Consider the following 26,974-nt stretch of genomic DNA (forward strand, 5'->3'; position numbering starts at 1 on the left):
GGGCGGCTCACGGGTGGGGACGGCTCAGGTGTGGCGGGGGAACAAGGGGGGGGGGTTGTCCCGGTCGATCGCGTCGTGGCCGGCCGCGTCGAGTCCGGGGTAGCGGTCCAGTTCACCCGTGAAATGGGCGACGGCGAGCTCCGGCGCGAAGGGCCAGTCGGATCCGAAGAGCACCCGCTCGGGGCGGGCGAAGGCCGGCAGGCTCGGGAGCGCCGTGGGGCTGCCGGACAGCGCGGTGTCGAACCAGGAACTGCGCAGGTCCTCGAGGATCTCCTCGTGGCCGCGGCCCGTTTCGGCGATCAGGGCGGCGGCGATGCGGTGGGCGGCGTAGGGCAGGAAACCGCCCGCGTGGGACAGGATGATCCTCAGGTTCGGGTAGCGGCGCGGGACGCCGTGCAGTACCAGGCTGGCCGCGGCGCGGGTGGTGTCGAGAAGGAAGTCGGCGGCGAAGGGCGGCAGGCCGGGGACCGGGGGCGCGGGAAGTTCGGAGGGGTGGACGAACACGACGGCCGAGCGGCGGTCCAGCTCCGCCAGCAGCGGATCGTGGTCGGGGTGCCCCAGGTAGACGCCGTCGGTGTTGGCGAGTAGGACGACGCCGTCGGCCGCCAGCTCGTCCAGCGCGTGGGCGGCCTCGTTCAGGGCGGTGTCCGGGTCGGGCAGCGGGACGGTCGCGAAGTACCCGAAGCGGTCGGGGCGGTCCTTCACCAGTTCCGCCCCGAACTCGTTGACCTGCCGGGCCATGGCGGCCGCCTCGGCGCCGTCACCGAGCCAGGTGCCGGGGGTGGACAGGGACAGCACCGCCGTGTCGACGGCGTAGCTGTCCATCAGGGCGACGGCCTGCTGCGGGGTCCACCGCGGCAGTTCGCGGCCGCCCGGCGCGTGGACGCCCTTCGACCGGAGCCACCGGGTGTAGGCAGGGGGCAGGAGATGCTGGTGGACGTCGATGCGGCTCACGGTGTTCTCCCCACGTGTGAGCGGTCGTCTGCGTACTGCCAGGTCAGGGCGTAGCGGTCGAGTGCTTCGGCGACCCTGCGCCGGACCGGGTCTTCTGCGGGGGAGGGCACCACCACGCGGACCGCACCGTCGTCCGGCCGACACACGATCAGTTCCGGTTCGCAGGAGGCTCCTTGGGCTGCCAGCTCGGTATGGACCGCGCGGCGGACGGCGTCCAGGCGCAGGTCGAGCTTGTAGGGCTTGCCGACCGCGGTGAGCGGGATCGCGTCGATCACGTGCACCTCGCGCGGGGCGGCGGCACGCTCCGGAACCCGGTCGGTGGCCCAGGCGAGCAGTTCAGCCGGCCCGACGCGGGCGCCGGGGACGAGGGCGACGTAGGCGACGGGCACCTCGCCGGCGTGCGGGTCGGGACTCCCGACCGCCGCGGCCGCGGTGACCTCGGGGTGGTCGAGCAGGGCGTCCTCGATCCCGGCCGGGTCGATGTTGTGGCCGCCGCGGATGATCAGGTCCTTGGCGCGTCCGGTGAGGCTGACGAATCCGTCGGAGTCGACGCGCCCCACGTCGCCGGTGTCCAGCCAGCCGTCGCGGACCTTCCCGCCGGTGTCCAGGCGGGGCCCGCCGGAGGTGTGCTCGGCCACGTAGCCGGCGAAGACGGTGGGGCCGCTGACGGCCAGATTCCCGCTGGCGCCCGGCGGCAGGTCCTGCCAGTCGCCGGTGTCCGGATCGATCCGCACCGCCTTGATCTGCTGGTACGGCAGGCGCCGGCCGACCGTGCCGGATCGCAGTTGGCCGGGCAGGCTGACGGCCGAGGCGCAGGTCGCCTCGGTCAGCCCGTAGCCCTCGCACAGTTGGACGCCGGTGTGCCGCTCGAAGGCGTCGCGTACGGCGGGCGGCAGTGGCGAGGCGCCGACGGCGGCGAACCGGAGGCTGGAGATGTCCGCGTCGACCGCCACCGTCGCGAGAACGGAGTACACCGTCGGCACGCCCGACATGGCGGCGATGCGGTAGCGCTCGACCAGTTTCCAGAACACGCCGTACAACTCGGGATCGCGGTAGCCGAGCGGCCCCGCCCACACCACCGGGCGGCCGCGCAGCAGCGGGCCCAGCAGGGTGACGACCAGGGCGTTGACGTGGAACAGCGGCAGCGCGGCGAACATCACCGCGTCGGCGTCCAGCGGCGCGCTCACGGTCACCATCCACGCGTCCGCGATCTCGTTGGCGTGTGTGTGAGCGGCGAGTTTGGGCGTGCCGGTGGTGCCGCCGGTGTGGAAGTACGCCGCGAGGTCCCCGGCCGTCGGCGCCTCGACGTCGGCGGGCCGGTCGGCCGGATGCGCCGCGGACGACTCGGACAGGTAACCCACCCGCACGCCGTCGACCGGATCCAGCTGGGGACGGGGAGCGTCGGCGGCGGTGGGAGTGAGGGCGAGCAGCGCCTCCAGGCGCAGCGCGGCGGCGACATGACGGGCCGTGGCCCAGGCCCGAGGATCCAGTTGCGGCCCCGCCGCGATCAGCACCCGCGCGCCACCGCGTCGCAGCAGCTCCTCGACGTGCTCGGGGGCCAGGTCCGGGTTGACGGGGGCGGCGACTCCCACGGCCTGGGCGGCCAGGAGGGCCGCGGGCAGTTCCGCGGTGTTGGGCGAGAGCAGGCCCACGGCGGTCTGGCGGGTGACGCCGAGCGAGCGCAGCAGGTTGGCCGTGCGGTGCACCTGGTCGCGCAGCTGGGTGAAGGTGACCGTGACCGGTTCCAGGAAGCGCGCGGCGTCCGGCAACACCGTCAGAGCCGGGCGGTCGGGCCACAGCCGTGCGGCCCGCAGCACGGCGTCGTACGTGGTGGCGGGCAGACCGCGCTCGTCCAACGGGACGGCCTCGATGGCGGTCAGATCCGCAGGGCTCGTGCAGGCGGGCCAGAGCAGGTCCGTTGCGGGCGTCAGGGTCACCGGTGCGCCTTTGCAGGGTGGAAGAGTGATGGCTTGGGTCAGTTCTGATGAAATCATCACTCCAGGCAACCCTATTCGTCAAGAGTCGTCAATGCTGATGAAATAATCAGAAGTGAGTCGACCGCTATCATGGGCGGCATGAGCACCGACGGACAGGGCGCTGCCGGTGGGCAGTCCCTCAATCGACTGGACCGACGCAAGGCGCGCACGCGGGCCGCGCTGGTCGCTGCCGCGCAGCGCCTCCTCGCGGAACAGGGACGGGCGGACGTGAGCATCCAGGAGATCACCGACGCGGCCGACGTCGGCTTCGGCTCCTTCTACAACCACTTCACCAGCAAGGAAGAGCTGTTCGACGAGGCCGTCGCGCTCACCCTGGACGAGTACGGCGCCCTGCTGGACTCCGTCGTCGGCGACCTCGGGGATCCGGCGGAGGTCTTCGCCGCGAGCGTCCGCCTCACCGGACGGCTGCAGCACACCCATCGCCAGATGGCCAGGATCCTGGTGCGCACCGGCATGTCCTACCTGACCGCCGAGGGTGGCTTGGCCCCGCAGGCGATGCGTGACCTGCAGGCGGCTTCCGACAGCGAGCGCCTGGACATCGACGACCCGCAGACCGCCGTGGCCATGACCGGTGGCGCGCTTCTCGGTGTGCTCCACCTCCTGGAGAACCGCCCCGACCTGGATGTCGTGAACGTCACCGACCAGCTCGCCGCCCGCCTGCTGCGCATGTTCGGACTGCCGGGTGACGAGGCGACGGAGATCGCCTCCCGTCCCCTGCCGCAGCTTCCCCCAGCCTGACCTCGCGAACCTCCGAGGTCTTGTTCAGAGCGCGCGGGTGGCGGCGTGGTCGCGCAGGAGAGCGGCGAAGGCCTGTGCGGCGGGGGTGAGCGAGTGGTCGGACATGCGGACCAGCAGGATGCGGCGCACCGGTGCGGGCGGCTCCAGCGGCAGGACGCTGACGCCGGGGCGGATGCCCTCCAGGGCCAGCGCCGGGGCGAGCGCGACGCCGACACCGGCGGCGACCATGGCCTGGGCCTCCTGGTAGTCGTGGGCCTCGTAGGCGATCCGGGGCTCGAAGCCGGCGGCACGACAGCTGCGGTCCAGGGCCTCCGCGACCGGGTGTTGTTCGGCGCGCGTGATCCACGGATCGCCCGCGACTTCCGCGAGAGCCGCTGAGGGTCGACCCGCCAGCGGGTGCCGGTCGCTGACGAGGAGGGCTGGAGGGTCGTCGAGGAGCGGCGTGACGACGGCGTCCTCGCGGTCGATGCGGCACCAGTCGTAGTCCCACATCAGGGAGAGCTCGATCTCCCGGCTTTCCAGCATCGACCACAGTCCGGCCATGCGGTCACTGCGCACCGTCAGCCGCACGTCAGGGTGTGCCTCGCGGAAGGCGATCACGGCGGCCGGGAGGAGGGAGGCGGCCACCGTGGGGAACGTGCCGACACGGAGAGTGCCCGCGCGCAGTCCCGCGAAGTCGGCGAGTTCGTTGTCCGCGGCCCGCAGCTCCCGTTCGATCCGCTCTGCGCGCTCGGCCAGGGCGCGCCCGGCGTCGGTGAGGGTCACGCCCCGCGCACGGCGCTCCAGCAGAGGCTGGCCGGCCTCCGCCTCCAGGCGGCTGACCTGCTGCGACACCGCTGATGGGGTGTAGTTGAGCGCACGCGCGGTCGCGGTCACCGAGCCACGACGGGCGACCTCCGCGAAGAGCAGGAGGCGCCGGACGTCGAGCACGCGGCCACCTCCGTCGTTCAGTTCAGCTTAATACCCGTATAGATTTCCGAGATTGTACTTCACGTTGTCGTCACTCACTGTGGAAGGCACCGCACGGAGAAGCCGTCGGGATTGCACGAGGAGCCAGTCGAGTTGCGTCTTCAGGGCGAGATGATCCGTGAAGTGCGGCGCACTGCTCCGGAGCCGGCGCTCCCCACATCGCAGTCCGTGCGACTGGGCGTTCTGCTGGCACTGGTGGGCGGGGCGCTCGACGCCTACACCTTCGTCGGCCACGGCGGAGTGTTCGCCAACGCGCAGACCGGGAACGTCGTCCTGCTGGGCGTCGCGGTCGCGCGGGGGCAGTGGACACAGGCCCTCCGTCACCTGCCCGCGATCCTGGCCTTCGTCCTGGGCGTGGTCGTCGCGGAGACGCTGAAGCGGCCCGGCGTGGCCGCTTTCGTGCGCTGGCCGGCCCGCGCGGCCCTCGCCCTGGAGATCGTGGTGCTCGCCGCCGTCGCCTTGATGCCGGTGGACACCCCGGACCTGGTCGTCACGGTCGTGATCGCCTTCGTCGCCTCGGTGCAGGTCTCCACCTTCCGAAAGCTGGTGGACACCGCGTACAACACCACGATGACGACGGGAAACCTCCGGACCGCGATCCAGAGCGCCTGCACGGCGGTCGTCGATCGCGACCGGGAAGCGGCGCGCCGAGCGCGCCAGTTGGCCCTCGTGATCACTGCCTTTCTCGCCGGCGCGCTGGGAGGCGGCCTGCTGACAGCGACCGGGGGTGTCCTTGCACTGTGGGCCCTTGTCGGCCTCCTCACGCTGGGACTGGCGCTGTTCGTCCACGACGAGCGCGTCGCCGTGCGTTCGCCAGCCCACGCGGGCGGGACTCCACCCGGAAACACGTAGCGCGCGGCAGGCCTCGCCGGGCGGACCTTCCTGTCACTTCTCCGCCGTCGAGCCCCACGGGAGGGGTTCTCCCGACCGCAGGTGCTCCTTCAGCCACAGCTGGGTATTGCTGACGTGCAGCAGTGCGGCGGCCTGGCTGAGGGAGGCGTCGCGGACGGACAGGGCGTTGAAGATCGCCTCGTGTTCGGCCAGGGTGCGGTCCGAGGCCTCGGTGTCGACCAGGCCACGCCAGATCCGGGCGCGCAAGGTACGGCCGGAGATGCCCTCAAGGAGAGTGAGCAGGGTCTCGTTCCCTGTCGCCGCGATGACGGCGCGGTGGAACGCGGCGTCGTGGGCGTTGAGCCCCTCCACGTCGTCACGGGCCTCGCGCATCGCGTCCAGGTGCCGTTGGATCTCGGCCAGCTGCTCGTCGGAGATCCGGGTGGCGGCCAGGGCGGTGGCGACCGGCTCCAGGAGCCGCCGAACCTCCATGAGGTCCAGCAGCGCGGCGGAGTCGCCCTGCAGCAGTTCCACGGCGCCGCCGAGCCCCTCCAGGAGCAGGCTCGGCTGCAGGCTGGTCACGTAGGTGCCGTCGCCCCGGCGGACCTCCAGGATCCGGGCGACCGCCAGCGCCTTCACGGCCTCCCGCGCGAGGTTGCGGGAAAGGCCGAGCTGGGCCGCCAGCTCCTGCTCCGGCGGGAGCTTCGAGCCCGGCGGCAGAGCCCCGGTGCGGATCAGCTCCCGGATCTGCACGATGGCCTTGTCCGTCAGAGACACCGCGCGCTCCTTCCGGGCCCGTTCGCCGCGGGCACGTCCGACCTGATCAGCCCTTGAGGATCCCACACGTGGCGGTGGGCTTCGACGAAGGCCTTGCCGTCAGACACGGGCGCTCCAGACCGGGCCGTCGGGGTAGGCGTACTCCTTGAGTGAGCCCGGGTGCATCTGCGCGCTCAACCCCGGCAGGCCCGGGGCGAGATAGTGGCCGTCGGCGATGCGGACAGGGTCGACGAAGTGCTCGTGCAGGTGGTCGACGTACTCGATGACCCGGTCCTCGACGGTGCCGGAGAGGGCGACGTAGTCGAACATCGACAGGTGCTGGACCATCTCGCACAGCCCCACGCCGCCGGCGTGGGGGCAGACCGGCACGCCGAACTTCGCCGCCAGCAGCAGGATCGCGATGTTCTCGTTGACGCCGCCGACCCGCGCGGAGTCGATCTGGACGATGTCCACCGCGCCCGCCTGCAGGAGCTGCTTGAAGACCACCCGGTTGGCGATGTGCTCGCCGGTGGCGACCTTGATGGGACTCAGTGCCTTGCGGACGGCCGCGTGGCCGAGGATGTCGTCGGGGGAGGTGGGCTCCTCGATCCAGTACGGGTCGTACGGGGCCAGTGCCCGCATCCACTCGATCGCCGGTGCGACGTCCCATCTCTGGTTGGCGTCGACGGCGATGCGGATGTCCGGGCCGACCGCCTCGCGGGCGACACGCATCCGCCGTACGTCGTCCTCCAGGGACGCGCCGACCTTCAGCTTGATCTGGGTGAAGCCGTCGGCGACGGCCTCACGGGCGAGGCGGGCCAGCTTCTCGTCGGAGTAGCCGAGCCAGCCCGGGGTGGTGGTGTAGGCGGGGTAGCCGCGCTCCAGCAGCTCCGCGACGCGCTCCTCGCGGCCCGGTTCGGCGCGCCGCAGGATCTCCAGAGCCTCCTCGGGGGTGAGCGCGTCGCTCAGCCACCGGAAGTCGACCTGGGCGACCAGGTCCTCGGGCGACATCTCGGCGAGGAAGCGCCACACGGGCCGACCCGCGCGCTTGGCCGCCAGGTCCCAGGCGGCGTTCACGACCGCCCCGGTGGCCATGTGGATGGCGCCCTTCTCGGGGCCCAGCCAACGCAGTTGAGGGTCGTGGACGAGGGAGCGGGAGAACGCCCCGAGGTCGCCGCAGATCTCCGCCACCGACAGGCTGACCACGTGCGGCGCGAGGGCCGCGATGGCGGCGGCCTGGACGTCGTTGCCGCGTCCGGTGGTGAAGGCGAGGGCGTGGCCCTCCAGTCCGTCGCCGGCATCGGTGCGCAGGACCACGTAGGCGGCGGAGTAGTCGGGCTCGGGGTTCATCGCGTCCGAGCCGTCGAGGTGTTCGGAAGTGGGGAACCGCACGTCCAGGACGTCCAGGGCGGTGATGCGGGCGGAGGAGGGCACAGGTGAGGGCAACGGCGGCAACTTCCGTGAGGGGCAAGGGCAGTCGGTCCCTGGCCACGGGACGGGAACGCGGCGGAGGTCGGCGGTGGGTGGCCCGCCCTGGTCACTCCTGGACCTTGCCGCCGGTGATGCGGGAGATGGCGAGGGCGACCAGGATGATCAGGCCGTTGAGCGCGCCGATCCACTGCGCGGGGACACCCGCCAGGGTGAGCACGTTCTGGATCATGAAGAGCAGCAGCACGCCGCAGAACGCGCCGAACATGGTGCCCTTGCCGCCGTTCAGGCTGATCCCGCCGATGACGGCGGCGGCGAAGACGGTGAAGATGTAGCCGTTGCCCTGCGCGGAGGCGACCGAGGCCAGCCGTCCCGACAACATCAGGCCCGCGAGGGCCGCGAGCACGCTGCCGGTGACGATCACGATCCACAGCACCCGCTCGGTCCGGATGCCGGCCGCCTTCGCCGCGTCGATGTTGCCGCCGATGGCGTACAGGGAGCGGCCGAAGCCGGTCCAGCCGAGCACCACGATCGCGAACGCGAACAGGACCAGGCAGATCCAGATGGAGGCGGGCATCCCGAACCACTCCGCCGTGCCGATGTAGAGCATGGAGTTCGGCAGCTGGAAGAAGGTCTGGCCGCCGGAGATGCCGGTGAGGACGCCGCGCAGCACGATCAGCATGCCGAGGGTGACGATGAATCCGTTGAGGCCGAAGCGGATGATCAGCAGGGCGTTGATCACGCCGACGAGCGCGCCGACGGCGAGGGTGACCGGGATGGCCCAGGCGCCGGGCAGCAGGCCGAGTCCGTGTCCCGCGCCGACCGGGACGACGAGCCAGGCCGCCACACCTGGCGCGAGGCCCATGGTGGACTCCAATGAGAGGTCCATCTTCTTGACGATGAGGATCATCGTCTGGGCGAGGACCAGCAGGGCCATCTCGGACATGGCCTGCAGGACGTTGATGAGGTTGTCGGCCTGCAGGAACACTGGGTTGACGATCTGGCCGACGATCGCGATGACGACGATCGCGGGGACGAGGGCCAGATCGCGCAGACGGGCCAGCGGTATCCGGCCGCCGAGCAGCGCGACGCGCCTGGGCCCCGGTTCCCGGGTCGTGGCGGCTGGGTCCGTCAGGACGGTTTCAGGCATCGAGGTCCACTCCTTCCATCGCGGCCACGAGTTCGTGGTCGTGCCAGCCGCGGGCCAGCTCCGAAGTCACCCGGCCCTGGAACATCACCAGGACCCGGTCGCACATGCGCAGGTCGTCGAGCTCGTCGGAGGCGACGAGCACTCCGGCACCGGACTCGGCGGTCTCCTCGACCTTGTGGAGGAGGAACTCCTTGGACCGCACGTCCACGCCCGCGGTCGGGTTGATCAGCACCAGCAGGCGCGGATCGTCCGCCAGAGCGCGAGCCATGACCACCTTCTGCTGGTTGCCGCCCGACAGCGCGGACACGGGCAGCTGGGGTCCGGGCGCCTTGATCGCCAGGTTCTCGATCATGCTGTCGGCGAGCCGGTCCCGTCGGCGACGGCTGAGGAAGCCTTTGCTGCCGAGCCGGTGAGGAACGGACAGGGTGGTGTTGTCGGCGATCGACATGTCCGGCACGAACCCCTGGTGATGCCGGTCCTGCGGGACGAAACCGGCGCCCGCGGCGAGCGCGGCCGGCACGCTGCCCGGCCGCGGGCGGCTCCCGGCGATCGCCACCTCGCCCGTGTGGGCGGTCCGCAGACCCACGACTGTCTCTGCGACCTCGGTGCGACCGCTGCCTGCGGAGCCCGCGAGTCCGACGATCTCCCCGGCGCCCACCTCCAACGTCACGTCACGGTAGGCGCCGTCACGCCCCAGCGCCTGCACGGACAGCGCGGATGTGGCGCTGCGGTCGGGGGTGTTCGACCGCACCTGCAGCCGGTCCACCGCCGCCTCGCCGGTCATCGCGGCGACCAGATCGGCGCGGGGCAGATCCGTGACCGGCGCGGTCACGATGTGCCTGGCATCGCGGAACACCGTCACCATGTCGCAGATCTCGTAGACCTCTTGGAGATGGTGGCTGATGAACAGAAAGGTCACGCCCTGCGCCTGCAGGTCGCGGATCCGGTCGAAGAGCCGGTTGATCGCGGCGCCGTCGAGCTGGGCGGTCGGCTCGTCGAGGATGATGAACCGCGCTCCGAAGGACAGCGCCCGCGCGATCTCCACGAACTGACGCCGCTCCACGCTCAGATCGCCGGCCAGGGTCTGCGGGTCGACCTCCACCGACCAGGTCGACAGCAACTCCTGGGCCTGCTTCCGCAGGCCCTGCCAGTTGATCAGCCGACCACGGCCGCGCTCGTGCCGGTTCAGGAAGAGGTTCTCGGCGACGGTCAGGGTGGGGATGATCGTCGACTTCTGGTAGACGCAGGCCACGCGTTGTCGCCAGGCGTCGCGGTCCGCGAGGCGCGGGGCGGGGGCGCCGCCGAAGCTGACCTCACCCTCGTCGGGCGCCTGCAGACCGGTGAGGACCGACACGAGTGTCGACTTGCCGGCGCCGTTGCGGCCGACGAGTGCGTGGGTCTCACCGGGCCTGATGGTGATCCGGGCGCCGTCGAGGGCGACGGTGGGACCGAATCGTCTGACGATGCCCGTCGCCTCGACGACGGGCGCGGGGCTCGCGTCCCGCTCCCTGTCGCTCATCACAACCGCCTTGTCCTCGTGAGCCGTTGGATTCCTGATCGGCCAGTCAGCCGAGGTTGTCGCCCCACAGGGAGGGGTCGGTGCTCTTCACGCTGGGCAGGCCGCCGTAGGTGCCGCCGTCGGCGGTGACCAGGGGAGCCGAGAGCTGGTCCTCCAGCAGACCGGGACGGACCTGGACGATGGTGCTGTCATGGTCGGTCCTGCCGGGTGTGAACGTCTTCCCGGCGATCGCCGCCTTCAGGTAGTACAGGGCGTACTTGGCGTACAGGTCGGCGGGCTGGGAGACGGTGGCGTCGATGTCGCCGGCCGCGATGTCCTTGAGCTCCTCGGGGATGCCGTCGTTGGACACGATGAAGACGTGCTTCGGATCCGTGGGAGCCACGAGCAGCCCCTTCTGCTTGAGCACCTGGAGCGTGCCGGACAGGGCGAAGCTCGACTCCATGTAGATGCCCTTGATGTCCGGGTTGGCGATCAGGTCCGTCTGCAGCTTCTGCGCGGCGACGGCGCCGTCCCAGTTGGTGGCCTCCCCGAGCACCTGGACGCCGGGGTAGCTCGTCTTCATGCAGTCGTTGAACGCCTCGGTGCGGTCGCGGCCGTTGATGGAGTCGAGGCCGCCCTCCAACATGACGACCTTGCCCTTGCCGCCCAGTTTCGTGCCGAGGAACTGACAGGCCTTCTCGCCGTAGGCGCGGTTGTCGGCCCGCACCACCATGAACACGTTGCCGCTGTCCGGGCGGGTGTCGATGGTGACGACGGGGATCTTCCTCGCCTCCAGTTGCGCCAGGGTCGGCGCGATGGCGGCGGTGTCCTGGGGCGCCATCGCGATGCCCTTCACACCCTCGCTGATGAGCGTCTGCGCGTTGGCGGCCAGAGTCGCGACGTCGTTCTGCGAGTTGGTGGTCTTCAGCGACAGGCCCAGCTGTCCGGCGTACTGGGGCGTGTACTTGATGTAGGCGTTCCAGAAGTCGGTGTCGGAGCGGGGGTAGTCGACGCCGACCAGGGGCGCGCTGCTGGACGAAGCGGGGGTGGAGCCGCTGCTGCAGGCGCTGAGCAGTGCCAGTGCGCAGAGCGCGGAGGCAGTGCTGCACAGGACGGGCTTGAGTCTCATCGATCTGCTTCCTCGCTGGTCCCGAAGCGGGAGACGGTTTCGACGGTGCGTCAGCTGTACGTCATCATCAAAGAGATGGGATGTTTATAGAGGGCGGCGAGAAGGGCTGTCCAGAGTCAGGACGAAGTTTCCTGGACAGTGCAGGAACGTCCCCCGGGAGTGGGTGCCGAGTGGCTCACGGCGCGCAGATCCATCCCATCAATATCTCTGCACACCTGTTGACGCGGGCGAGTCATGTGCCCGAGATTCGTCCGTGACGTCCGATGCGGCGACACCAGGGACGCCTCGTCCCGCATCGGCGAAACGCGTGCTCCCACCCCCGTGCTCGCCGCGTTCTGATCCCCCCGCCGGCCGGGCAGCCCGGCCGCCCGGCGTGCCGACGCTGAACGCCAGGGCCGCAGTTGATGGAGGTTCTCCATGTTGGGCAGACGGCAGTTCCTGATGGGCGCCACCGGAGTGGTCGCTGCCGCGGTCGCGAGCAGTGCGTTCGGTGCCCCCGACGCCCAGGCCGCGCCGACCACGTACACCCCGTCCTGGGCCTCGGTGGACCAGCATCCGGCGGCCCCTGAGTGGTTCCAGGACGCCAAGTTCGGCATCTACCACCACTGGGGTGTCTTCAGCGTCCCCGCCTACGACAGCGAGTGGTACCCGCGCAACATGTTCATCAGCGGAAGCAACGCCAACCAGCACCACATCGCCACGTACGGCGACCCGTCGGTGTGGCCGTACCAGAACTTCATCAACGGTGCGAACGACCTGCACGGCACCTTCACGAAGTTCGCGCCGAAGCTGAAGTCGGCCGGAGGCAACTTCGACCCCGACGAGTGGGCGCAGCTGTTCGTCGACGCCGGAGCCCGGTTCGCCGGCCCGGTCAGCGAGCACCACGACGGCTTCTCCATGTGGAACAGCACGGTCAACGAGTGGAACTCGGCGGCCAAGGGTCCCCAACTCAACCTGCTGAAGCTGTTCGCCGACGCCATCCGGGCCAAGGGCCTGAAGCTGCTGGTGGCCATGCACCACGCCTTCAACTTCAACGGCTACTACGACCACGTGCCGGCCCAGTCGGACCCGAGCCTGCAGAAGCTCTACGGTCAGCTCGGCAGCACGGCGGAGAACCAGCTCTGGTACGACAAGCTGAAGGAGGTCGTGGACCTCGCCCAACCCGACATCCTGTGGGAGGACTTCGACCTGAGCAAGGTCGACGAGACGCAGCGGCTGAACTTCCTGTCCTACTACTACAACCAGGCCGAGTCCTGGGGCCGCGAGGTCGTGGCGACCTACAAGGACGGCTACGACAGCCACGGCGAGGTCTTCGACTTCGAGCGCGGCGGGCCGGCCGACATCACCGCGCCCTACTGGCTCACCGACGACAGCATCTCCAGCTCCAGCTGGTGCTACACCACGGGCATCGGCTACTACAGCACCCAGCAGATGCTGCACTCGCTGATCGACCGGGTCAGCAAGAACGGCAACATGCTGCTCAACATCGCCCCGATGGCCGACGGCACCATCCCCCTGGCCCAGAAGGACGTCCTGCTCGGGATCGGCGACTACCTGGGCCGCTTCGGCGAGTCGATCTACGCGACACGGGCCTGGACCGCCTACGGGGAGGGCCCGACGAAGATGGGCGGCGGCGCGTTCACCGGCCCGCAGGCCGGCACCGCCCAGGACATCCGCTTCACCCGCAGCAAGGACGACACCGTCCTGTACGCGACCGTGCTGGGCTGGCCGGGCAGCTCGCTGACGGTGTCGACGCTCAGCTCCTCGCGGATCAACCTCGGCTCACTCACCTCCGTGCAACTGCTCGACTCCACCGCCGGCACCTACACCGGTCTGCCGGCACCGACGCAGGACTCCGCCGGTCTGCACGTGACCCTGCCGTCCGCCTCCGCGCCGTTCACCGCCCTGGCGTACGTGCTGAAGCTCACCTTCTCCGGCCAGATCCCCTCCCTCCAGCCCCTCGCCGGGGCGGTGGTCTACCAGGACGTCGACTACTCGGGTCCCAGCGCCGTGCTCGCGATCGGGAACTACACCGCAGACCAGCTGGCGCTCGCCGGCCTGCCCGCCATGAGCCTGTCCTCGCTGCGGCTGACTCCCGGGTACCAGATCATCGGCTACTCCGGGGACGACTACACCGGCACGGCCTGGACCTTCACCGCGGACAACGCCGACCTGCGCACGACGGGCAACAACGACGCGGTCGCCTCGATGAAGGTGCAGTTCAACCCGGGCACCTGGTTCCGGATCACCAACGTCACCGACGGGCTGGTGCTGGACAGCGGCGGGAACGTCGCCTCGGGCTCCGCTCTGAAGCAGTGGACCTGGAACGGCAGCACCAACCTGCAATGGCAGGCCGTCGAACTCGGCAACGGCTACTACAAGCTGGTGAACCGCACCAACGGCATGGCCGTCGACGGGTGGGGCGCCACGAGCAACGGCGCCGCGGCCATGGAAGCGCCGTGGAACGGCGGCACCAACCAGCAGTGGCAGATCATCCACCAAGGTGACGGCCGGTACAGCGTCGCCAACCGCACCACCGGACTCGTCCTGGACGGCGGCGGCAGCGTTCCCTCCGGCTCTCCCACCAAGCAGTGGTCCGGGAACGGCAGCACCAACCTGCGGTGGACCTTCACGGCGGTGTGACACCCTCGCAGTGCGCCTCCGGGCCGGGGGCACGTGTCCGGCCCGGAGGCGTGATGCGCCGTCAGTAGACGGTTACGGGTGGTTGGTTCACGCCTTGCCGGTCAGGCGCCAGACCTGGTTCTTCTTGGTGCTCAGGTTGCTCGCCGGGTCACAGGTCCACTGGTGGATCGTGGCTCCGGCCGTCTTCGAGACGTTGCTGACGTCGACGCACTTGCCGCTGTGGACGGCGACCAGCTGGTAGTCCTGGCTGTTGCCGAGCGCGGTGACCGGGTTGAGCGTGAACTCCTGGTTCGTGCCACCGTTGCAGCTGTACTGGATGACGGCGGCGCCGTCGGCGGTGGAGGCGCCGGAGACGTCAAGGCACTTGCCGCTGTGCTCGTTGACGACGGTGTAGGTGTTCGCCCGTCCGGCGACCGGCTTGAGGTCGAGCATCTGCTGGTAGCCGCCCTCGCAGTAGTACTGCTGGTACTGGGTCCCGTTGGCGGTGCTGAGGTTGGTGTCGTCCAGGCACTGGAGGCTGTTCTCGCTGAGGGCGGCGGTGGAGATCGTGGTGTTGGAGGGCGGTAGGAGGGTGATGGTGTAGCCGTCCGTGGCGTTGGTGTAGGGGAGCGTCACCGACGCGGCGTTGTTGCTGACGGTCAGGTCCGTGTCGGAGACGGTGGTGGGTCCGGCGACGCCGTTGGCGTCGGGGAGACGCTGGATGACGGCGCGGACCTGGCCGTTCTCCACGACCGAGGTGGTGTCGAGTCGGTTGAGGGCGACGGTGATGTTGCCGGTGTTGCCGTTGCTGCCTATGAGGACCTTGGCGTTCCTGGCGGTGTTGTCCTTGGTGGCGAAGCCGTCGGTGTTGGCGCCGGGGACGAGGTTGACGACGTTGCCCGTCTGGGAGCCGTAGTAGCGGTACATGAACCACTCGCCGCGCGGCAGGTACTGGCCGGCGCTGTTCTTGGTGAGCAGGTTGGCCTCGTAGTCGTGCAGAGCCAGGCCGGAGCCCCAGTTGCCGCGCAGGCCGTCGACGCCGGCCCGCTCAAGGCGGCTGATGTACCAGGCGCCGCCGCCGGGGCTCTGCTGGGCGCGGGTGGCGTACTCGTTGATCTGGTACGGCCGTTGGTTGGTGAGGCCGTAGGAGGCAAGCAGGCCGTCCATGGCGGCGGCGTCGGCGACGGGGTCACCGGCCTCGGCGTGCCAGCTCCAGATGTCGGGGACGGCGTTGTGGGTCTTGACGTAGGGGAGGTAGGCCTGCCACCAGGTGTTGTTCGCGGGGTTCTGGGAGTAGCTGGGGCCGACGATGAGCTGGCCGGGGAAGCTGGCACGGACGTCGGCGTAGAAGCGGGACCACATCTGGAGGTACTGGCTCTCCGGCCGCCCCCAGAAGTTCTGGCCGTTGGGCTCGTTCCAGAGGTCCCACTGGACCGTCATGTTGTTGGCCTTGACATCGGAGAAGAGCTGGTTGACGAAGGCGTCGAACGTCGTCCAGTCGCCGTTGTCGCCGGGAAAGGCCTGGTTGGTGGTGCCGTCGGCGCCCCACAGGTCGTGGGGGAGCAGGATGAAGGTGCCGCCGAGGGCGGTGGTGCGCTTGTACTGGGCGAGGGTGGCGTTCCAGCGGGTCTGGTAGTCGGCGAGGCTGGTGGCGTAGCCGCCGCTGTTGAGCTGGGCGCCGCCGGCCCGCTCGGAGTGCCACTTGATGTCCGTGTAGAAGTGGTCCGGCGGCAGTGACCCGTCAGGGGTCATCCCGTACAGGGTGCCCGAGGCGCGGTAGGTCGGGGTGCCTGCGGTGGTGGCGAAGTCGACCGTGACGCCTGTGTCGGCGGCCTGTGACGGGCCGGCGGGCAGCAGGGTCGTGGCCAGCGTGGCCAGCAGGACGACGGCGATCGAGACCGTTCGTCGTCCGGTGCCGGTCGTCGGACGGGGAGGTGCGGTGAGTGGGCTCATCGTGCGGCTCCTCGGGGTGCGGTGACGGTGCCCGGGCCTGATCGTCCCCGGGGCTCAGGAAGCCGGTCGGGGCCGCCGGTGCGGTGGGCCGCCCCGACCAGGGGTGGACGTCTCGCTGATCCCGTGTCAGAAGACGGTCGCGGAGTCCAGCGCGACGATGTCGTTCGAGCTGGCGCCGTTCTTGGTCCCGGTGACCGTGACCGTGATGGTGTGGGTGCCGGAGGTCAGACCCGAGACGCTGAACAGGCTCGCCCCGGGAACGCGGGCCGCGCTGTAGTCGTCGACGCTGTGAGCAGGGCCGCCGTCGACGGAGTAGGTGGCGATGCCCTGGTCGACGTCCTTGACGCCGTAGACGACGGCTCCCGTGCCGTTGAACGTCAGCGTCGCGGTTGATCCAGCCGTGTTGCTCCAGTGGGCCGTTCCCTCGAACAGGTCGCCGACGCCGGTGGCCGTCCCCCAGGTGCCGCCGTAGGCGAAGGCGTTGGTGCCGGAGGTCGTGCCGTCATCAGCGGTGGTGATGTTCGGCGTGACGGTGGCGTAGTCGATCGCCACGGTGTCGTTGGCACTGGAGGCGTTCTTCGTGCCCGCGTTGGTGATCGTGACGGTGTGTGTTCCCGCGCCCAGCCCCGTGGTGGAGAAGAGCGGTGCCTGCGCGGTGCGGGTCGAGGCGTAGTCGTCGGCGTAGGTCACCGGGCCCCCGTCGACGGAGAAGCCCGCGATGCCCTGGTCCACGTCCTTGACGCCCCAGATGGTCGCACCGCTGCCGGTGAAGGTGTAGGTCGCGGCGCCGCCGGTGGTGTTGCTCCAGTGGGCGGTGCCCTGGTGCAGGTCCGGCACGCCGGCGGCGGTGCCCCAGGTCGAGTCGTAGCCGAAGTGGTCCGTGCCCGAGGTGGCGGTGTCGTCGGTCGTCGTGTCGGAGGACACCGAGCCGGGCGGCGTCACGAACAGGACGTAGGCGCCGTCGGCGTCGCCGAGCGTGACGGGAACGGTGACGGAGCCGCCGGAGACGGTGACGTTGCCGCTGTACACGGTTTCGGGGCTGTTGAGCGAGGCGACGTTCGGGATCCGGTCGAGCTCGACGTGCGTGGTGCCGCCGGAGATCAGCCACGGGTCAGCGCCGAATCCGCTGATGGACACGTTCGCCTGTCCGACGAAGCCGCCGGAGTCGCCGATCAGCGCCGCCACCTGCTTCTTGTTGCTGTCGACGGCCGCGGTCACGGCCGTGTTCCCGCTGCCCGTGGCGGAGACCCGAGTCCCGGTCAGGTCGGCGTACGCGCGGTAGGCCCAGTACTGCCCGCTGGGCACCAGGCTCCCGCCACTGTGGGTGAGGACGGTGCCGAGGTCGCCGGAGGCGCAGCAGTTGTCCCACTCCCCGCGAGCCGCGGAGGCGATGCCGGACTGGGCGAGGCGGTCGAGGTTCCAGGCCGTGTAGGCGGCGTTCTCGGCACCGAGCGGGATGTACTCGTTCTGCGACTGGGTGATACCGGTGATGCCGGCGGCCGCGAGGTAGCTGTTGACCTGGGCGGCCTGGGGCACCGGATCGCCGTAGTGGTAGCTGATCACGTTCGGGAGGGTGCCCGCCGCCTGCGCGGTCTGGATCCACGTCTGGTAGTAACTGGTCACGCCGCCGGCGAACGCGGGGCCCTCGATGCGGGCGGAAGGCGCGAGTCGCCGGATCTCCTTGACGGCGCTGTTCCACATCTGCCAGTACTGCGTGCCGATCCCCGGCGGGAAGAAGCCGGAGCCGTTCGGCTCGTTGTAGGGCTCGTACGTCACCGTGACCCCGGCGTTCTGCATGGCGGCCACGGTGTCGTCGACGAAGGTGATCCAGTTCGAGCAGTCGCCGTTGTCGCACGGGTAGAGGGCGTTGCTCGGCTGCGTCAGGTCGGCGCCCCACAGGTCGCTGAGCATCAGGACGTACTCGGCGTGGTACGGCGCCTGCGTCGTGCGCCTGACCTGGGCGAGGATCGAGTTGATGCGCGCCTGGTAGCCCGCTCCGGGCTTGTAGCCGTCGCCGATCCAGCCATCGCCGGCGATGCGGGCCCCGCCGCCGCGCATCATGGTGGGGTTCAGCGGCTGTAGGTAGTTGTCGCCCGGGGAGGTCCCGTCCTGGCTCAGGCCGTACAGGAAGCCTTGGCCGACGCCGGTCATGGGTCCGGCCGTTGATGACAGATCCACGCTGAGCGTCTCGGTGGCGGCGTGGGCTGCGGGTGGTGCCGCCATCAGGAGCAAGGCCGCGCTCGCGCCGACCGCGAGCCAGCTCTTGATCCTGGCACGGGCACGCACGGGGGGACTCAGGCGCATGGTGCTCTCCCAAGGTGGGTGGAGGGCCCCGGGCCGGGCGGCTCGGGAAGCTGGGGTGTCCGGGCGTACGCGATGGCTCGCCGGGAGGGGCGTGGACGGCTCAGCCGAGCACGGGCTGGGCTGAGTTGCGACGGGTGTGGGCCTCCGCCAGGAGGAGGTAGGCGGCGGCGGTCCAGGTGTAGGCGCGGTCGCGCAGTCCGGCGCCGGTGCGGGCGTCGAAGTTCTCGGCGAAGCCTGAGGTCTCGCACAGCACCCGGAAGCGGGCGCTGACCTCGTCAGCGAGGTCGGTGTGGCCGGCGCGACGCAGTCCGTCCTCGATCAGGACGGTCGACGGCGCCCAGATCGGGCCGCGCCAGTAGCCGTCCGCCTCGTAGCAGGGGGAGTCGGGGTGCTCGGTCGCCAGGCCGTGGTCGGTGAGGTGGCCACGGATGCGGTCCGCGAGCTTGGCGCTGATGGACGGGGGCAGCTGCTCCCCGAGCACGATCGGCATCAGGTCCAGCAGGCTGCGGCTGCGGGTGGTGGTGCCGGTGTGCGGGGAACGGGCGAGAAACCGGTCACCGTCCCACAACTGGTCGAGCAGGGCGGCAAGGACGGCGTCGGCGAGGACCGCGAACTCGTCGGCCTCGTCCGGTCGGTTGAGCTCGACGGCCATCCTCGCGAGCTCCTTGAGCTGCAGGACGAGGAACGCCGCCAGATCGGGAGCCTCGACGAGGCGACGGGAGTCGAAGGTGGTCGCGTTGTCCCAGCCGCTGTCGTTGCCGTGCTGGTAGTGCGGCAGGGCTGAGCCCGGGACGCGGCGAGCGTCCAGCCAGAACCGGGTCCAGTTCCTCAACCGCTCGTACGCCGTAGTGAGTTGCTGTCCGGCCAGCGGTTGTGGCAGGCGTGCGCGCAGGCGGTTCAGGGCCCAGCCGTGGATGGGCGGCTTGACGAAGTTGTAGAGGACTTCGGAGTGCGTGACCGAATCCGGCAGGGCTCCGCGTTCGTCCTGGTGGTCGAACGGCAACTGGAACTGGTCCCAAGCGAGTTCGGGGGAGCTGGCCGCCACTGCCAGGGCGTTGAAGCAGTGGTCCCAGCTCCAGACCTTGTCCATCCAGTGCTTCGACATCAGGATGCCGGGGCGCTTCAGCAAGCCCTCGGGGCGGACCGTGGCGGACCACAGGACGTAGGCAGCGAGGTTGGCGGCCGGCGCGGTGCCGGTGAGGGGGCCGGTGAACGGCCGCGCGAAGGAGCGGAAGCCGGTCCGGGCGCGGTCGGTGACCGTGTCGAAGTCGCCGGTGGTGGCGTAGGGGACGCGGGCGCTGTCCATCTCCTCGATGACGGCTTCCCACTCGGGCGCGCCGTGGAGGGTCAGGCGTCGGTCGGCCTCGGCGAGCGCCTCGGCTCCGGCAACGTCCGCGAAGGCGCCGGACAGAAGGGTGATGCGGTAGCGGCGTCCGGTTTCGTAGGAACTGAACTGGTAGGAGCCGTCGACCGGGTCGCGGTAGAGATAGGTGCCCGTGAACGGGGTGAGCTTGCCCTCGGCCGGGGTGATGACGAGGGACAGGTTGCGGCCGCGTACGCGAAGGACGTCCGCGGTCTCGTAGGCGAACTCGATGTGGCCTTCTGCGGCGGCGACGGTGAGGAGGCCGGGCGTGGGATGCCAGGCGGCCGGCGCCCGGCTGCCGGTGTCGGGAACGACCGGCAGCAGGCGCAGGACGGCGTGCATGCCGTTCTTGTGGGAGACCAGGTGCAGGTCACGGGTGCGGGTGTGCAGTGCGGTGACCGGCGACAGGTTGAACCAGGACCCGTAGTGGCTGAAGGGAATGTCCTCAAGGGCGAACGTCGGGCCGTGGGCGATGTCGGTCAAGGCAGAGCTCACTTCTTGATCGGGGTCGGGGTCGGGGTCGGGGTCGGGGTCGGGGTCGCGCGGGCAGCGGCGGGCGGCGGGCGGCATCGGGCGGTCAGTCCTTGACCGCTCCGGAGGTGACGCCCGCGGCGATGTAGCGCTGGGCGAGGATCAGGATCAGGGCGGCGGGGACGGAGGCCACCACGGCGGTCGCCATGATGGCGTTCCACTGCTGGTTGTTGTTGCCGATGTAGTGGTAGATGCCGAGCGTGATCGGCTGGTTGGTGCCGCCGTTGTCGAGGGTGCTCGCGAAGACGAAGTCGGACCAGGACCACAGGAACGCGAACAGCGACACGGTGACGACGGCGTTCCGGCTCATCGGCAGCACGATCGACCAGAAGGTGCGCACCGGGCCGGCGCCGTCGATCTGGGCGGCTTGCAGGAGTTCCCCGGGGATCCCGCTCATGAACGCGGTGAAGATCAGCACGCCGAACGGCACCGCGAGGGTGGAGTCGGCCACGATCAGGCCGGGCACGGACTCCATGAACCCAAGGTTCAGGTAGATGGCGTAGAAGCCCATCGCCATGATGATTCCGGGCACCATCTGGGCCACGAGCATCAGGAAGGACACCAGCCCGCCGCCGCGCGGTCGCAGCTTCGCCAGCGCGTACCCGGCGGGCGCGGCCAGGGCGACGGTCAGTACCACGGTGCCCAGGCCGATGAAGAGACTCGTGGCCAGGTAGGGGAGTTGCTGGTCCAGGACCAGCCGGTACCCCTCCAGCGTCCCGTTGATCGGCAGCAGGTCCGGGGTGGACTTGCGCATGTTCCGGTCCTGGGTCAGCGAGACGTTGACCATCCAGTAGACCGGGAACAGCATGGCCGCGGTGAACAGGACACCCAGGGCGGTCCTCCACCACACGCGGTTGCGGGGGCGGCGGGTCGTCGCGCCGTGGGTGGGGCGCAGGCCCGAGGCGGTCGCGGAGCTCATGATGCGTTCTGCCTTCGCTGGACGCGGACGTACAACAGGCCGAAGACCAGGGCGATCAGGACCAGGAGGTTGCCGACGGCGGAGCCCGGACCGAACTGGGGCAGCAGGTTGCCGAAGCCGAGGCGGTAGGACCAGGTGGCCAAGGTGGTGGACGAGTCGCCGGGACCGCCCTTCGTCATGATCCAGATGATGTCGAAGACCTTCAGCGTGTAGACCAGACCCAGTAGCAGGGTGATCGCGGACACCGGGCGCAGCAGGGGGAAGGTGATGCGCCAGAACCGCTGCCAGGCGTTGGCGCCGTCCAGGGCGGCGGCTTCGTACAGCGAGGCAGGGATGGTCTGCAGCCCGCTGTAGAGCACGACCAGATTGAACGGGACGCCGATCCAGATGTTGGCGACGATGACCGACACCAGCGACCAGGAGGGCGAGGTCAGCCAGTTGACCGCGCCGATGCCGACCGTGTGCAGCGCCGCGTTGACGACGCCCGAGTCGCTGCTGAGCATCCACGACCAGGTGGAGGCGGACACGATCAGCGGCAGCAGCCACGGCACCAGGAACAGCGCCCGCAGGACGGACGACAGCGGGAAGTGCCTGACGAAGAACACCGCGAGCGCGAGCCCGATCGAGTACTGGAAGAACAACGAGACGCCGGTGAAGATCACCGTGTGCAGCAGCGCCGGCCAGAAGGTCGGGTCCTGGACGACGTCGCTGTAGTTCTGCACTCCGGTGAAGGGGGCGCCGCCCTGGACGAACGTGCGCACGGTGTAGTCGCGCAGGGACAGGTCGATGTTGCGGTAGAGCGGGTAGGCGTAGAAGACGCCGAGGTAGATCACTACCGGGGCCAGGAACCCCCAGGCGGTCCACTGCTGCGAGCGGGGCTTGCCACCTGGTGCCGGCCCGGCGGAGGCAGCCGGTGCGGGAGCGGCGGTCGCCGCGCCGCGTCGGGCCCGCGCGGGCGGAGCTTCCGCCATGTGCGTGGTGTCGGTCATCAGCGAGAGGTCCTTTGTGGGCGGGCCCGCGCGGCAGCGCCGGCGCCTGGAGGTTGCCTGCTTACTTGGTGGCCGCGGCCTGGGCCGCGTTCAGGGCGTCCTTCGGCGACTGCGAGCCGGTCAGCGCCGCCTGCACCGCACCCCACAGCTGCTCGGAGATCTTGGGGTACTTCGTTCCCAGGTTGTCGCCGGTACGGCCCTTGGCGGCGGCGACCGCCTGCACCCACACCGCCAGGTCCGGGTTGGCGGCCACCTGCTTGTCCTGCACGGCCTTGGTCGGGGCCACGTACGACAGCGTCGTGTCGGTGGTCAGCAGGTTCTCCGCGCTGGTCAGGCAGGACACCAGTTTGGCGCTGGTGGCGTAGCGGCTCTTGTCGCTCTGCACCGGTACCGTGACGAACTCGCCGCCGGTGGGTGCCGCGGCGGTGCCGCCGTTCATGGCGGGGATCGGCAGGATCCCGTAGTCGAAGCCGGCCTTCTTCGCGTTGGCGAGCTGCCACGTGCCGTTCTCGGCGAAGGCGTACTGACCGGTGGCGAACTCCTGCCAGCTGGTCGTCTGGGTGTTGTTGATGACCGAGTTGGGTGCGTAGCCTGCCTTGAGCCAGTTCTGCCAGAGCGTCACGGCGGACACGGCCTGGTTTGAGGCGAGGTCGGTCAGCTGCGCGCCGGAGCCCCAGAACCAGGGCAGGAACTGGAAGCTGCCCTCCTCGGTGCCGATGGCGGAGAAGGTGATGCCCTTCTTGCCTGCGGCCTTCACCTTGGCCAGGGCGGCGTTGAGCGAGGCCCAGTCCTTGATGCCCGCCGAATCGACCCCGGCGGCCTTGAGGATGCTCTTGTTGTAGTACAGGGCCAGCGTGTTCGCGCCGATGGGGGTCCCGTACGTCTTGCCGCCGCTCTGGCCGGCGCCCAGCAGGTTGGGCAGGACCTGCGAGGTGTCGATCTTGTTGTCGTCCGTGGTGGTGAGCACACCGGCCTCGGCCAGGGTGGACACGACCGGGTTGTCGACGATCAGCACGTCCGGGGAGTTGCCCTGCTGCGCGGCCAGGAGCGTCTTGTTGGTCAGGTCGCTCGTGTCGAACGCGGTGCGCTTGATCGTCACGCCCGCCTGCGTGCCGCAGTTGTTCAGCAGCTTCGCCCAGTCGGAGCCGGCGTCGAACTGGGGGTAGGGGTCCCAGACCGTGTACGTCCCCGCCGCCGAGCCGGACGAGCCGGCGGAGGACCCGGAGGATCCGCCGCAGGCGGAGGCGCCGGTGAGGATGACCGCGACGGCCAGAGAGGCGAGCGCGAGCCTGCGGGAGGTGTTTCTGTTCATGGCGCGTTGTCCCTTTCCGACCTGCGGCGTCGCGGGGTCAGAAGAAGTGGGCCGGAGGCCCTGGATGCGTTACGCGGAGATGTCGAACCGGTTGCGCGAACCGGTTCGACAGGGAACCTAGGACGCCATCAGATTGGCGTCAAGGGGTTCTGCACGTGTAGTCGAACCGGTTCGCGCACCGTAGGATGGCGGCCATGAAAGACGGCCACTAGGGAGCGGAACGCATGAACATCGGCGAGATCGCCCGCCGTGCAGGAGTGTCACGCAGCACGGTCTCCTACGCGCTGAGCGGCAACCGGCCCGTCTCGGAGGCCACGCGCAAGCGGATCCAGTCCGTCATCGACGAACTGGGCTACCGCCCGAACGCCTCTGCCCGCGCCCTCGCCGAAGGCCGGACCCGCACGATCGGCCTGGTGATCCCGCCGGCCAGCAGTCGGCTCACCCACATGCAGCTGGACTTCGTGGGCAGCGTGGTCGACGCGGCCGCGAAGGCGGACCTCGACGTCCTGCTCTCCCCGTCGGGCGGTGATCACGACCGCTCCTTCGAGCGGCTGGTGTCGGAGAGCCGCGTGGACGGCGTGATCCTCATGGAGATCCGCATGGAGGACGCGCGCGTGGACCGCCTGCGGGAGGCGCGCATGCCCTTCGTCGGCATCGGCCACCCGGCGAACGACCCGGGCATGTTCTGGGTCGATGTCGACTACGCCGGGCTGATCTACCACTGCGTCCGGCATCTCGCCGACCTCGGGCACCGCGACATCGCCCTGCTGAACCGATCCCCCGAGCTCGTCGCCGCCGGTTACGGACCAGGTCACCGGGCTCGCGAAGGCTTCATGCGAGCGGTCACCGAACTCGGCCTCCAGGGGACCGAGCTGCTGTGCGGCGACGACGCCCGTTGCGGCCAGGAGTGCATCGCCGATCTGCTCGCCGGCCGCCCCGAGGTCACCGCGCTCGCCACGATCAACGAGGCGGCGCTACCGGGAGTTCAACGCGCCTTGCAGGAAGCCGGACTGGTGATCCCCCGGGACTTCTCCCTGACTGGCGTCGTCGCCAGCCAGTGGGCGGAGGACTTCCGACCCCCGCTGACGGCGGCGGACATGCCGAGCGATCAGATGGCCGCACAGGCCATGGCCTTGCTGGTGGAGATCATCCGCGACCCCTCGATGCCGGCGCAGCACATCCTGATGAGCCCGCCGATCTCGCTGCGCCACAGCACGGGCGCGGCACCGGCCGGTTCGCATGCTGCGATCCGGCCCGTGGGTCAGCCACAACAGCCCACCGGCGGAGGGTTGTCTTGACGCGGTGCCACGGTCCTGATCCGAGCCCCAGCGGAGTAAAGCGGTCGGGCATGACGTCCGCGTCGGCCCTCACCGCGACGGAGGCGGCGGAAGGGTGGTGACGTCAGGCGCCTGCAGGGGCCAGACGAGCAGGACCGGAGTCAGGTTGGAGACCGGCAGCAGTAGTGACGCGGTGTTGGACAGGTGCCTGCAGGCGTACAGGTGCGGCTTGGGCCGGACGCCCAGGCGGGCCGCGGCGGCTCGCCCCGGGTCGTGGCGCGAGCCATGACCCGGGGCGAGCGTCACCGGGCAGGAGCACCAAGCTCCACCGGTCCCAGGACAGGGCCTGGCGCTACCGTGCCGGGGTGAAACCTCCCCAGACCGCCGTCGGGGAGCCGGTCTGGCACCGCGCGTCGACCCGGTAGCTGTCGCTGCCCGCGTCGCGCACACCGGTGGCGTGGTTGAACTGGGCGGCGAACAGGTACTGACCGGCCGGCAGGGTCGGGCCTGCCTTGAGCGTCCAGCGGTAGATCAGCGTGCTGCCGGACTGGCGCACGGTGACGGTGAAGTCGCCGCTGTTCGGCACGGTGCTCCAGCTGCCCGTGCTCTGTACGCCGCCGGTCTGCGTGACGCGGATTTCCACGGTCAGGGAAGTGAGCGGTTGAGCGGTCCTCAGCTGGAGGTCGCCCTGGGACCAGTAGACGGTGGAGTGCGGGTCCACGGAGCCTGCCGACCACAGGGGTCCGGCCTGGGGCCGTGCGCCGACGGGCTGGGCCGGGTGCGAACCGGCCGGGGCCGTGGTCGGTGAGGAGTGTGTGGAGCCGGTGGAGGTGGTGGTGGGCGACGGCGTCGGACGGGGAGAGGCCGACGGGGTCTGGCTGGGTGTCGTGACGACGGTGGTCGGCGCCGGTCCGCGGACGATGTCGGCGACCGCGAAACCCCCGGTCGCCAGCAGCGCGGCCGTGGCGAGGGCGGCGAGGACGGTCCGTCGGCCCGACCGGGCGAACGGGCGGGTGCGGTGACTGACGACGGGGCCGGCGAGAGCGCGCTCCGCACGGGCCAGCATCCTGGCCCGGTCGGGCTGGTAGGCCTGGGCGGACTCGCGCAGCTGTCGGGTGATCTCCTCGCTCACGGAACCCTCCTCCCTGCCACCAGTAGCTCGGCGGATCGTACGCCGAGTATGCGTTCGAGCTCGGCCAGGCCCTTGGAGGTCTGGCTCTTGACTGTACCGACCGATATTCCCAGAGCCATCGCGGTGTCCTTCTCCGACAGGTCGAAGGCGTGGCGCAGCACGACGCAGGCTCGTCTGCGGAACGGCAGCCGGGTCAGTGCGGTGCGCACGTCGAGGACGGCGGCCACGTCGGGGCCGTCCGTCCGCTCCGGGACGCGGGACCAGAACAGGGTGATCCGGCGGCGCTCCCGGACCGTGCTGCGGACCCGTTCGCGGGCCATGTTGGCCACCACGCCGCGCGCGTAGGCGCGCGGGCTTTGGGCCGCGCGGAACCGGTCCCAGTTCTGCCAGATCGCGACCAGGGCGTCCGCGGCCAGGTCGTCGGCCGCGTCGGCCTCTCCGGTCAGGAGGTGGGCGAAGCGGGCCAGTTCGGCGTAGTGGCGTTCGAAGAAGTCGTGGAAATCTACGGACGCGTCATCGGGGAGCACTCCCTCGGTCGCCCTTTCTTGCCATGTGCGCGTTAACAACGAGGCATGAGGGTAGCAGCGGTCGTCCACAAGGCCGGGCGGCAGGACGGCCGCCCGGTTAACGGCGGGCGAACTCGACACCGGTCCGCTGGGCGACGCCCCGCGTCGACCGGGCCCCCGTCAGGCAGGAACGCCAGGATCGGGCATGTCAGTACCCCGACGCTCAGCAGCGCGCCGGGAGTGCCTCTGGCCAGCCCGTCTCCGCGCCGCGACTGTTCTGCGGCGCGCCTCGTTCGCCTCATGCCCATCCGTTCGTTCGAGCCCGTCGAGTCGGTGTTCCACCTCTCTGTTGCCGCCGCCCGTGAGAAGGTTGCCGGGTCCGCCGAAAAAGGAACTCGGGGCCAAGCACGGCCGGGGTTCAGGGGCGGGTGGGGCGGATGCTGGTTCCCTCCCGAGTGCGGTGGCGGGTCTGCGAAACTGCCGTCCGTGTCCCGCACTTCGCCGCCGCCCCAGCCGCTTGCCTACCTCCAAGCACCGAACGCCGTCCTGGACGGGCAGGTTCTGGCCGTCTTCGCGGCGGCACGGATGTTCGTGGAGTGGTTCCCAGGGGGAGCTG

The 26,974-nt window shown here is 70.1% G+C and carries 20 protein-coding genes; 4 read left to right on the forward strand and 16 right to left on the reverse strand.

Translation table 11 applies throughout. The features are described from left to right. Positions 1-24: 24 nt before the first annotated feature. Positions 25-954 carry an amidohydrolase family protein gene (locus tag TR48_RS13425; RefSeq protein ID WP_042366467.1) on the reverse strand — a complete coding sequence of 310 codons (930 nt, stop codon included), beginning with the start codon at positions 952-954 and terminating at the stop codon, positions 25-27. Next, positions 951-2,891, reverse strand: a complete 1,941-nt coding sequence (locus TR48_RS13430; protein WP_042366469.1) for an acyl-CoA synthetase — start codon at positions 2,889-2,891, stop codon at positions 951-953. The genes TR48_RS13425 and TR48_RS13430 overlap by 4 nt, the downstream gene beginning before the upstream one ends. Positions 2,892-3,029: 138 nt before the next feature. Here TR48_RS13430 and TR48_RS13435 point away from each other — a divergent pair, with 138 nt between their 5' ends. Beyond that, entirely contained in the window at positions 3,030-3,689 is a 660-nt protein-coding gene (locus tag TR48_RS13435) for a TetR/AcrR family transcriptional regulator (RefSeq protein WP_042366557.1), read from the forward strand. A gap of 24 nt (positions 3,690-3,713) precedes the next feature. Here TR48_RS13435 and TR48_RS13440 read toward each other — a convergent pair whose 3' ends face one another. Next, positions 3,714-4,619 carry a LysR family transcriptional regulator gene (locus TR48_RS13440; protein WP_042366477.1) on the reverse strand — a complete coding sequence of 302 codons (906 nt, stop codon included), beginning with the start codon at positions 4,617-4,619 and terminating at the stop codon, positions 3,714-3,716. Between the two features lie 207 nt (positions 4,620-4,826). Between TR48_RS13440 and TR48_RS13445 the strand changes: the two genes are divergently transcribed. Next, complete coding sequence (locus tag TR48_RS13445; RefSeq protein ID WP_201777118.1) at positions 4,827-5,510, forward strand: YoaK family protein; 684 nt, start codon at positions 4,827-4,829, stop codon at positions 5,508-5,510. 33 nt (positions 5,511-5,543) lie between these two features. On the opposite strand, the gene TR48_RS13450 is transcribed toward TR48_RS13445, so the two are convergent. The 5 genes from TR48_RS13450 to TR48_RS13470 form a co-directional block, all read right to left on the reverse strand. Then, on the reverse strand, positions 5,544-6,266 hold the full coding sequence (locus TR48_RS13450) for a FadR/GntR family transcriptional regulator (protein ID WP_042366482.1): 723 nt from the start codon (positions 6,264-6,266) through the stop codon (positions 5,544-5,546). Positions 6,267-6,365: 99 nt separating this feature from the next. After that, positions 6,366-7,691 (reverse strand): L-fuconate dehydratase, encoded by a 1,326-nt coding sequence (locus TR48_RS13455; protein WP_042366484.1) that lies wholly within the window; start codon positions 7,689-7,691, stop codon positions 6,366-6,368. Positions 7,692-7,782: 91 nt separating this feature from the next. Then, the gene (locus tag TR48_RS13460; protein WP_042366486.1) at positions 7,783-8,823 is read right to left on the reverse strand and encodes an ABC transporter permease; all 1,041 of its coding nucleotides are present in this window, start codon (positions 8,821-8,823) and stop codon (positions 7,783-7,785) included. Continuing rightward, positions 8,816-10,342: a sugar ABC transporter ATP-binding protein gene (locus tag TR48_RS13465; RefSeq protein WP_042366488.1), complete on the reverse strand. Its 1,527-nt coding sequence runs from the start codon at positions 10,340-10,342 to the stop codon at positions 8,816-8,818. Before TR48_RS13465 ends, TR48_RS13460 begins: the two co-directional genes overlap by 8 nt. Positions 10,343-10,388: 46 nt before the next feature. Next, a complete protein-coding gene (locus tag TR48_RS13470; protein WP_042366490.1) occupies positions 10,389-11,450 on the reverse strand; it encodes a sugar ABC transporter substrate-binding protein in 1,062 nt (353 codons plus the stop codon). A 417-nt stretch (positions 11,451-11,867) separates the two neighbouring features. Between TR48_RS13470 and TR48_RS13475 the strand changes: the two genes are divergently transcribed. Next, positions 11,868-14,093 (forward strand): alpha-L-fucosidase, encoded by a 2,226-nt coding sequence (locus tag TR48_RS13475; protein WP_042366492.1) that lies wholly within the window; start codon positions 11,868-11,870, stop codon positions 14,091-14,093. 87 nt (positions 14,094-14,180) lie between these two features. Here TR48_RS13475 and TR48_RS13480 read toward each other — a convergent pair whose 3' ends face one another. The 6 genes from TR48_RS13480 to TR48_RS13505 form a co-directional block, all read right to left on the reverse strand. Next, positions 14,181-16,025, reverse strand: a complete 1,845-nt coding sequence (locus tag TR48_RS13480) for an RICIN domain-containing protein (protein WP_042366494.1) — start codon at positions 16,023-16,025, stop codon at positions 14,181-14,183. 126 nt (positions 16,026-16,151) lie between these two features. Further along, positions 16,152-18,329: an autotransporter outer membrane beta-barrel domain-containing protein gene (locus TR48_RS13485; RefSeq protein ID WP_152627949.1), complete on the reverse strand. Its 2,178-nt coding sequence runs from the start codon at positions 18,327-18,329 to the stop codon at positions 16,152-16,154. A 100-nt stretch (positions 18,330-18,429) separates the two neighbouring features. Next, complete coding sequence (locus TR48_RS13490; protein WP_042366560.1) at positions 18,430-20,175, reverse strand: amylo-alpha-1,6-glucosidase; 1,746 nt, start codon at positions 20,173-20,175, stop codon at positions 18,430-18,432. A gap of 94 nt (positions 20,176-20,269) precedes the next feature. Then, positions 20,270-21,031: a carbohydrate ABC transporter permease gene (locus tag TR48_RS13495; protein ID WP_236652129.1), complete on the reverse strand. Its 762-nt coding sequence runs from the start codon at positions 21,029-21,031 to the stop codon at positions 20,270-20,272. Positions 21,032-21,138: 107 nt separating this feature from the next. Then, the gene (locus tag TR48_RS13500) at positions 21,139-22,131 is read right to left on the reverse strand and encodes a carbohydrate ABC transporter permease (protein ID WP_042366496.1); all 993 of its coding nucleotides are present in this window, start codon (positions 22,129-22,131) and stop codon (positions 21,139-21,141) included. Positions 22,132-22,192: 61 nt separating this feature from the next. After that, the gene (locus tag TR48_RS13505) at positions 22,193-23,443 is read right to left on the reverse strand and encodes a sugar ABC transporter substrate-binding protein (protein ID WP_042366499.1); all 1,251 of its coding nucleotides are present in this window, start codon (positions 23,441-23,443) and stop codon (positions 22,193-22,195) included. A 224-nt stretch (positions 23,444-23,667) separates the two neighbouring features. Here TR48_RS13505 and TR48_RS13510 point away from each other — a divergent pair, with 224 nt between their 5' ends. Continuing rightward, complete coding sequence (locus tag TR48_RS13510) at positions 23,668-24,741, forward strand: LacI family DNA-binding transcriptional regulator (protein ID WP_042366501.1); 1,074 nt, start codon at positions 23,668-23,670, stop codon at positions 24,739-24,741. A 331-nt stretch (positions 24,742-25,072) separates the two neighbouring features. Here the strand turns inward: TR48_RS13510 and TR48_RS13520 are convergent, their stop codons facing one another. Together TR48_RS13520 and TR48_RS13525 are read right to left on the reverse strand one after the other, a co-directional pair. Next, entirely contained in the window at positions 25,073-25,852 is a 780-nt protein-coding gene (locus TR48_RS13520) for a hypothetical protein (protein WP_042366505.1), read from the reverse strand. Beyond that, a complete protein-coding gene (locus tag TR48_RS13525; RefSeq protein WP_042366507.1) occupies positions 25,849-26,379 on the reverse strand; it encodes a SigE family RNA polymerase sigma factor in 531 nt (176 codons plus the stop codon). The genes TR48_RS13520 and TR48_RS13525 overlap by 4 nt, the downstream gene beginning before the upstream one ends. Between the last annotated feature and the right edge of the window lie 595 nt (positions 26,380-26,974).

This window comes from Streptacidiphilus neutrinimicus (genome assembly GCF_000787815.1).
In the GTDB taxonomy this organism is placed as follows: domain Bacteria; phylum Actinomycetota; class Actinomycetes; order Streptomycetales; family Streptomycetaceae; genus Streptacidiphilus; species Streptacidiphilus neutrinimicus.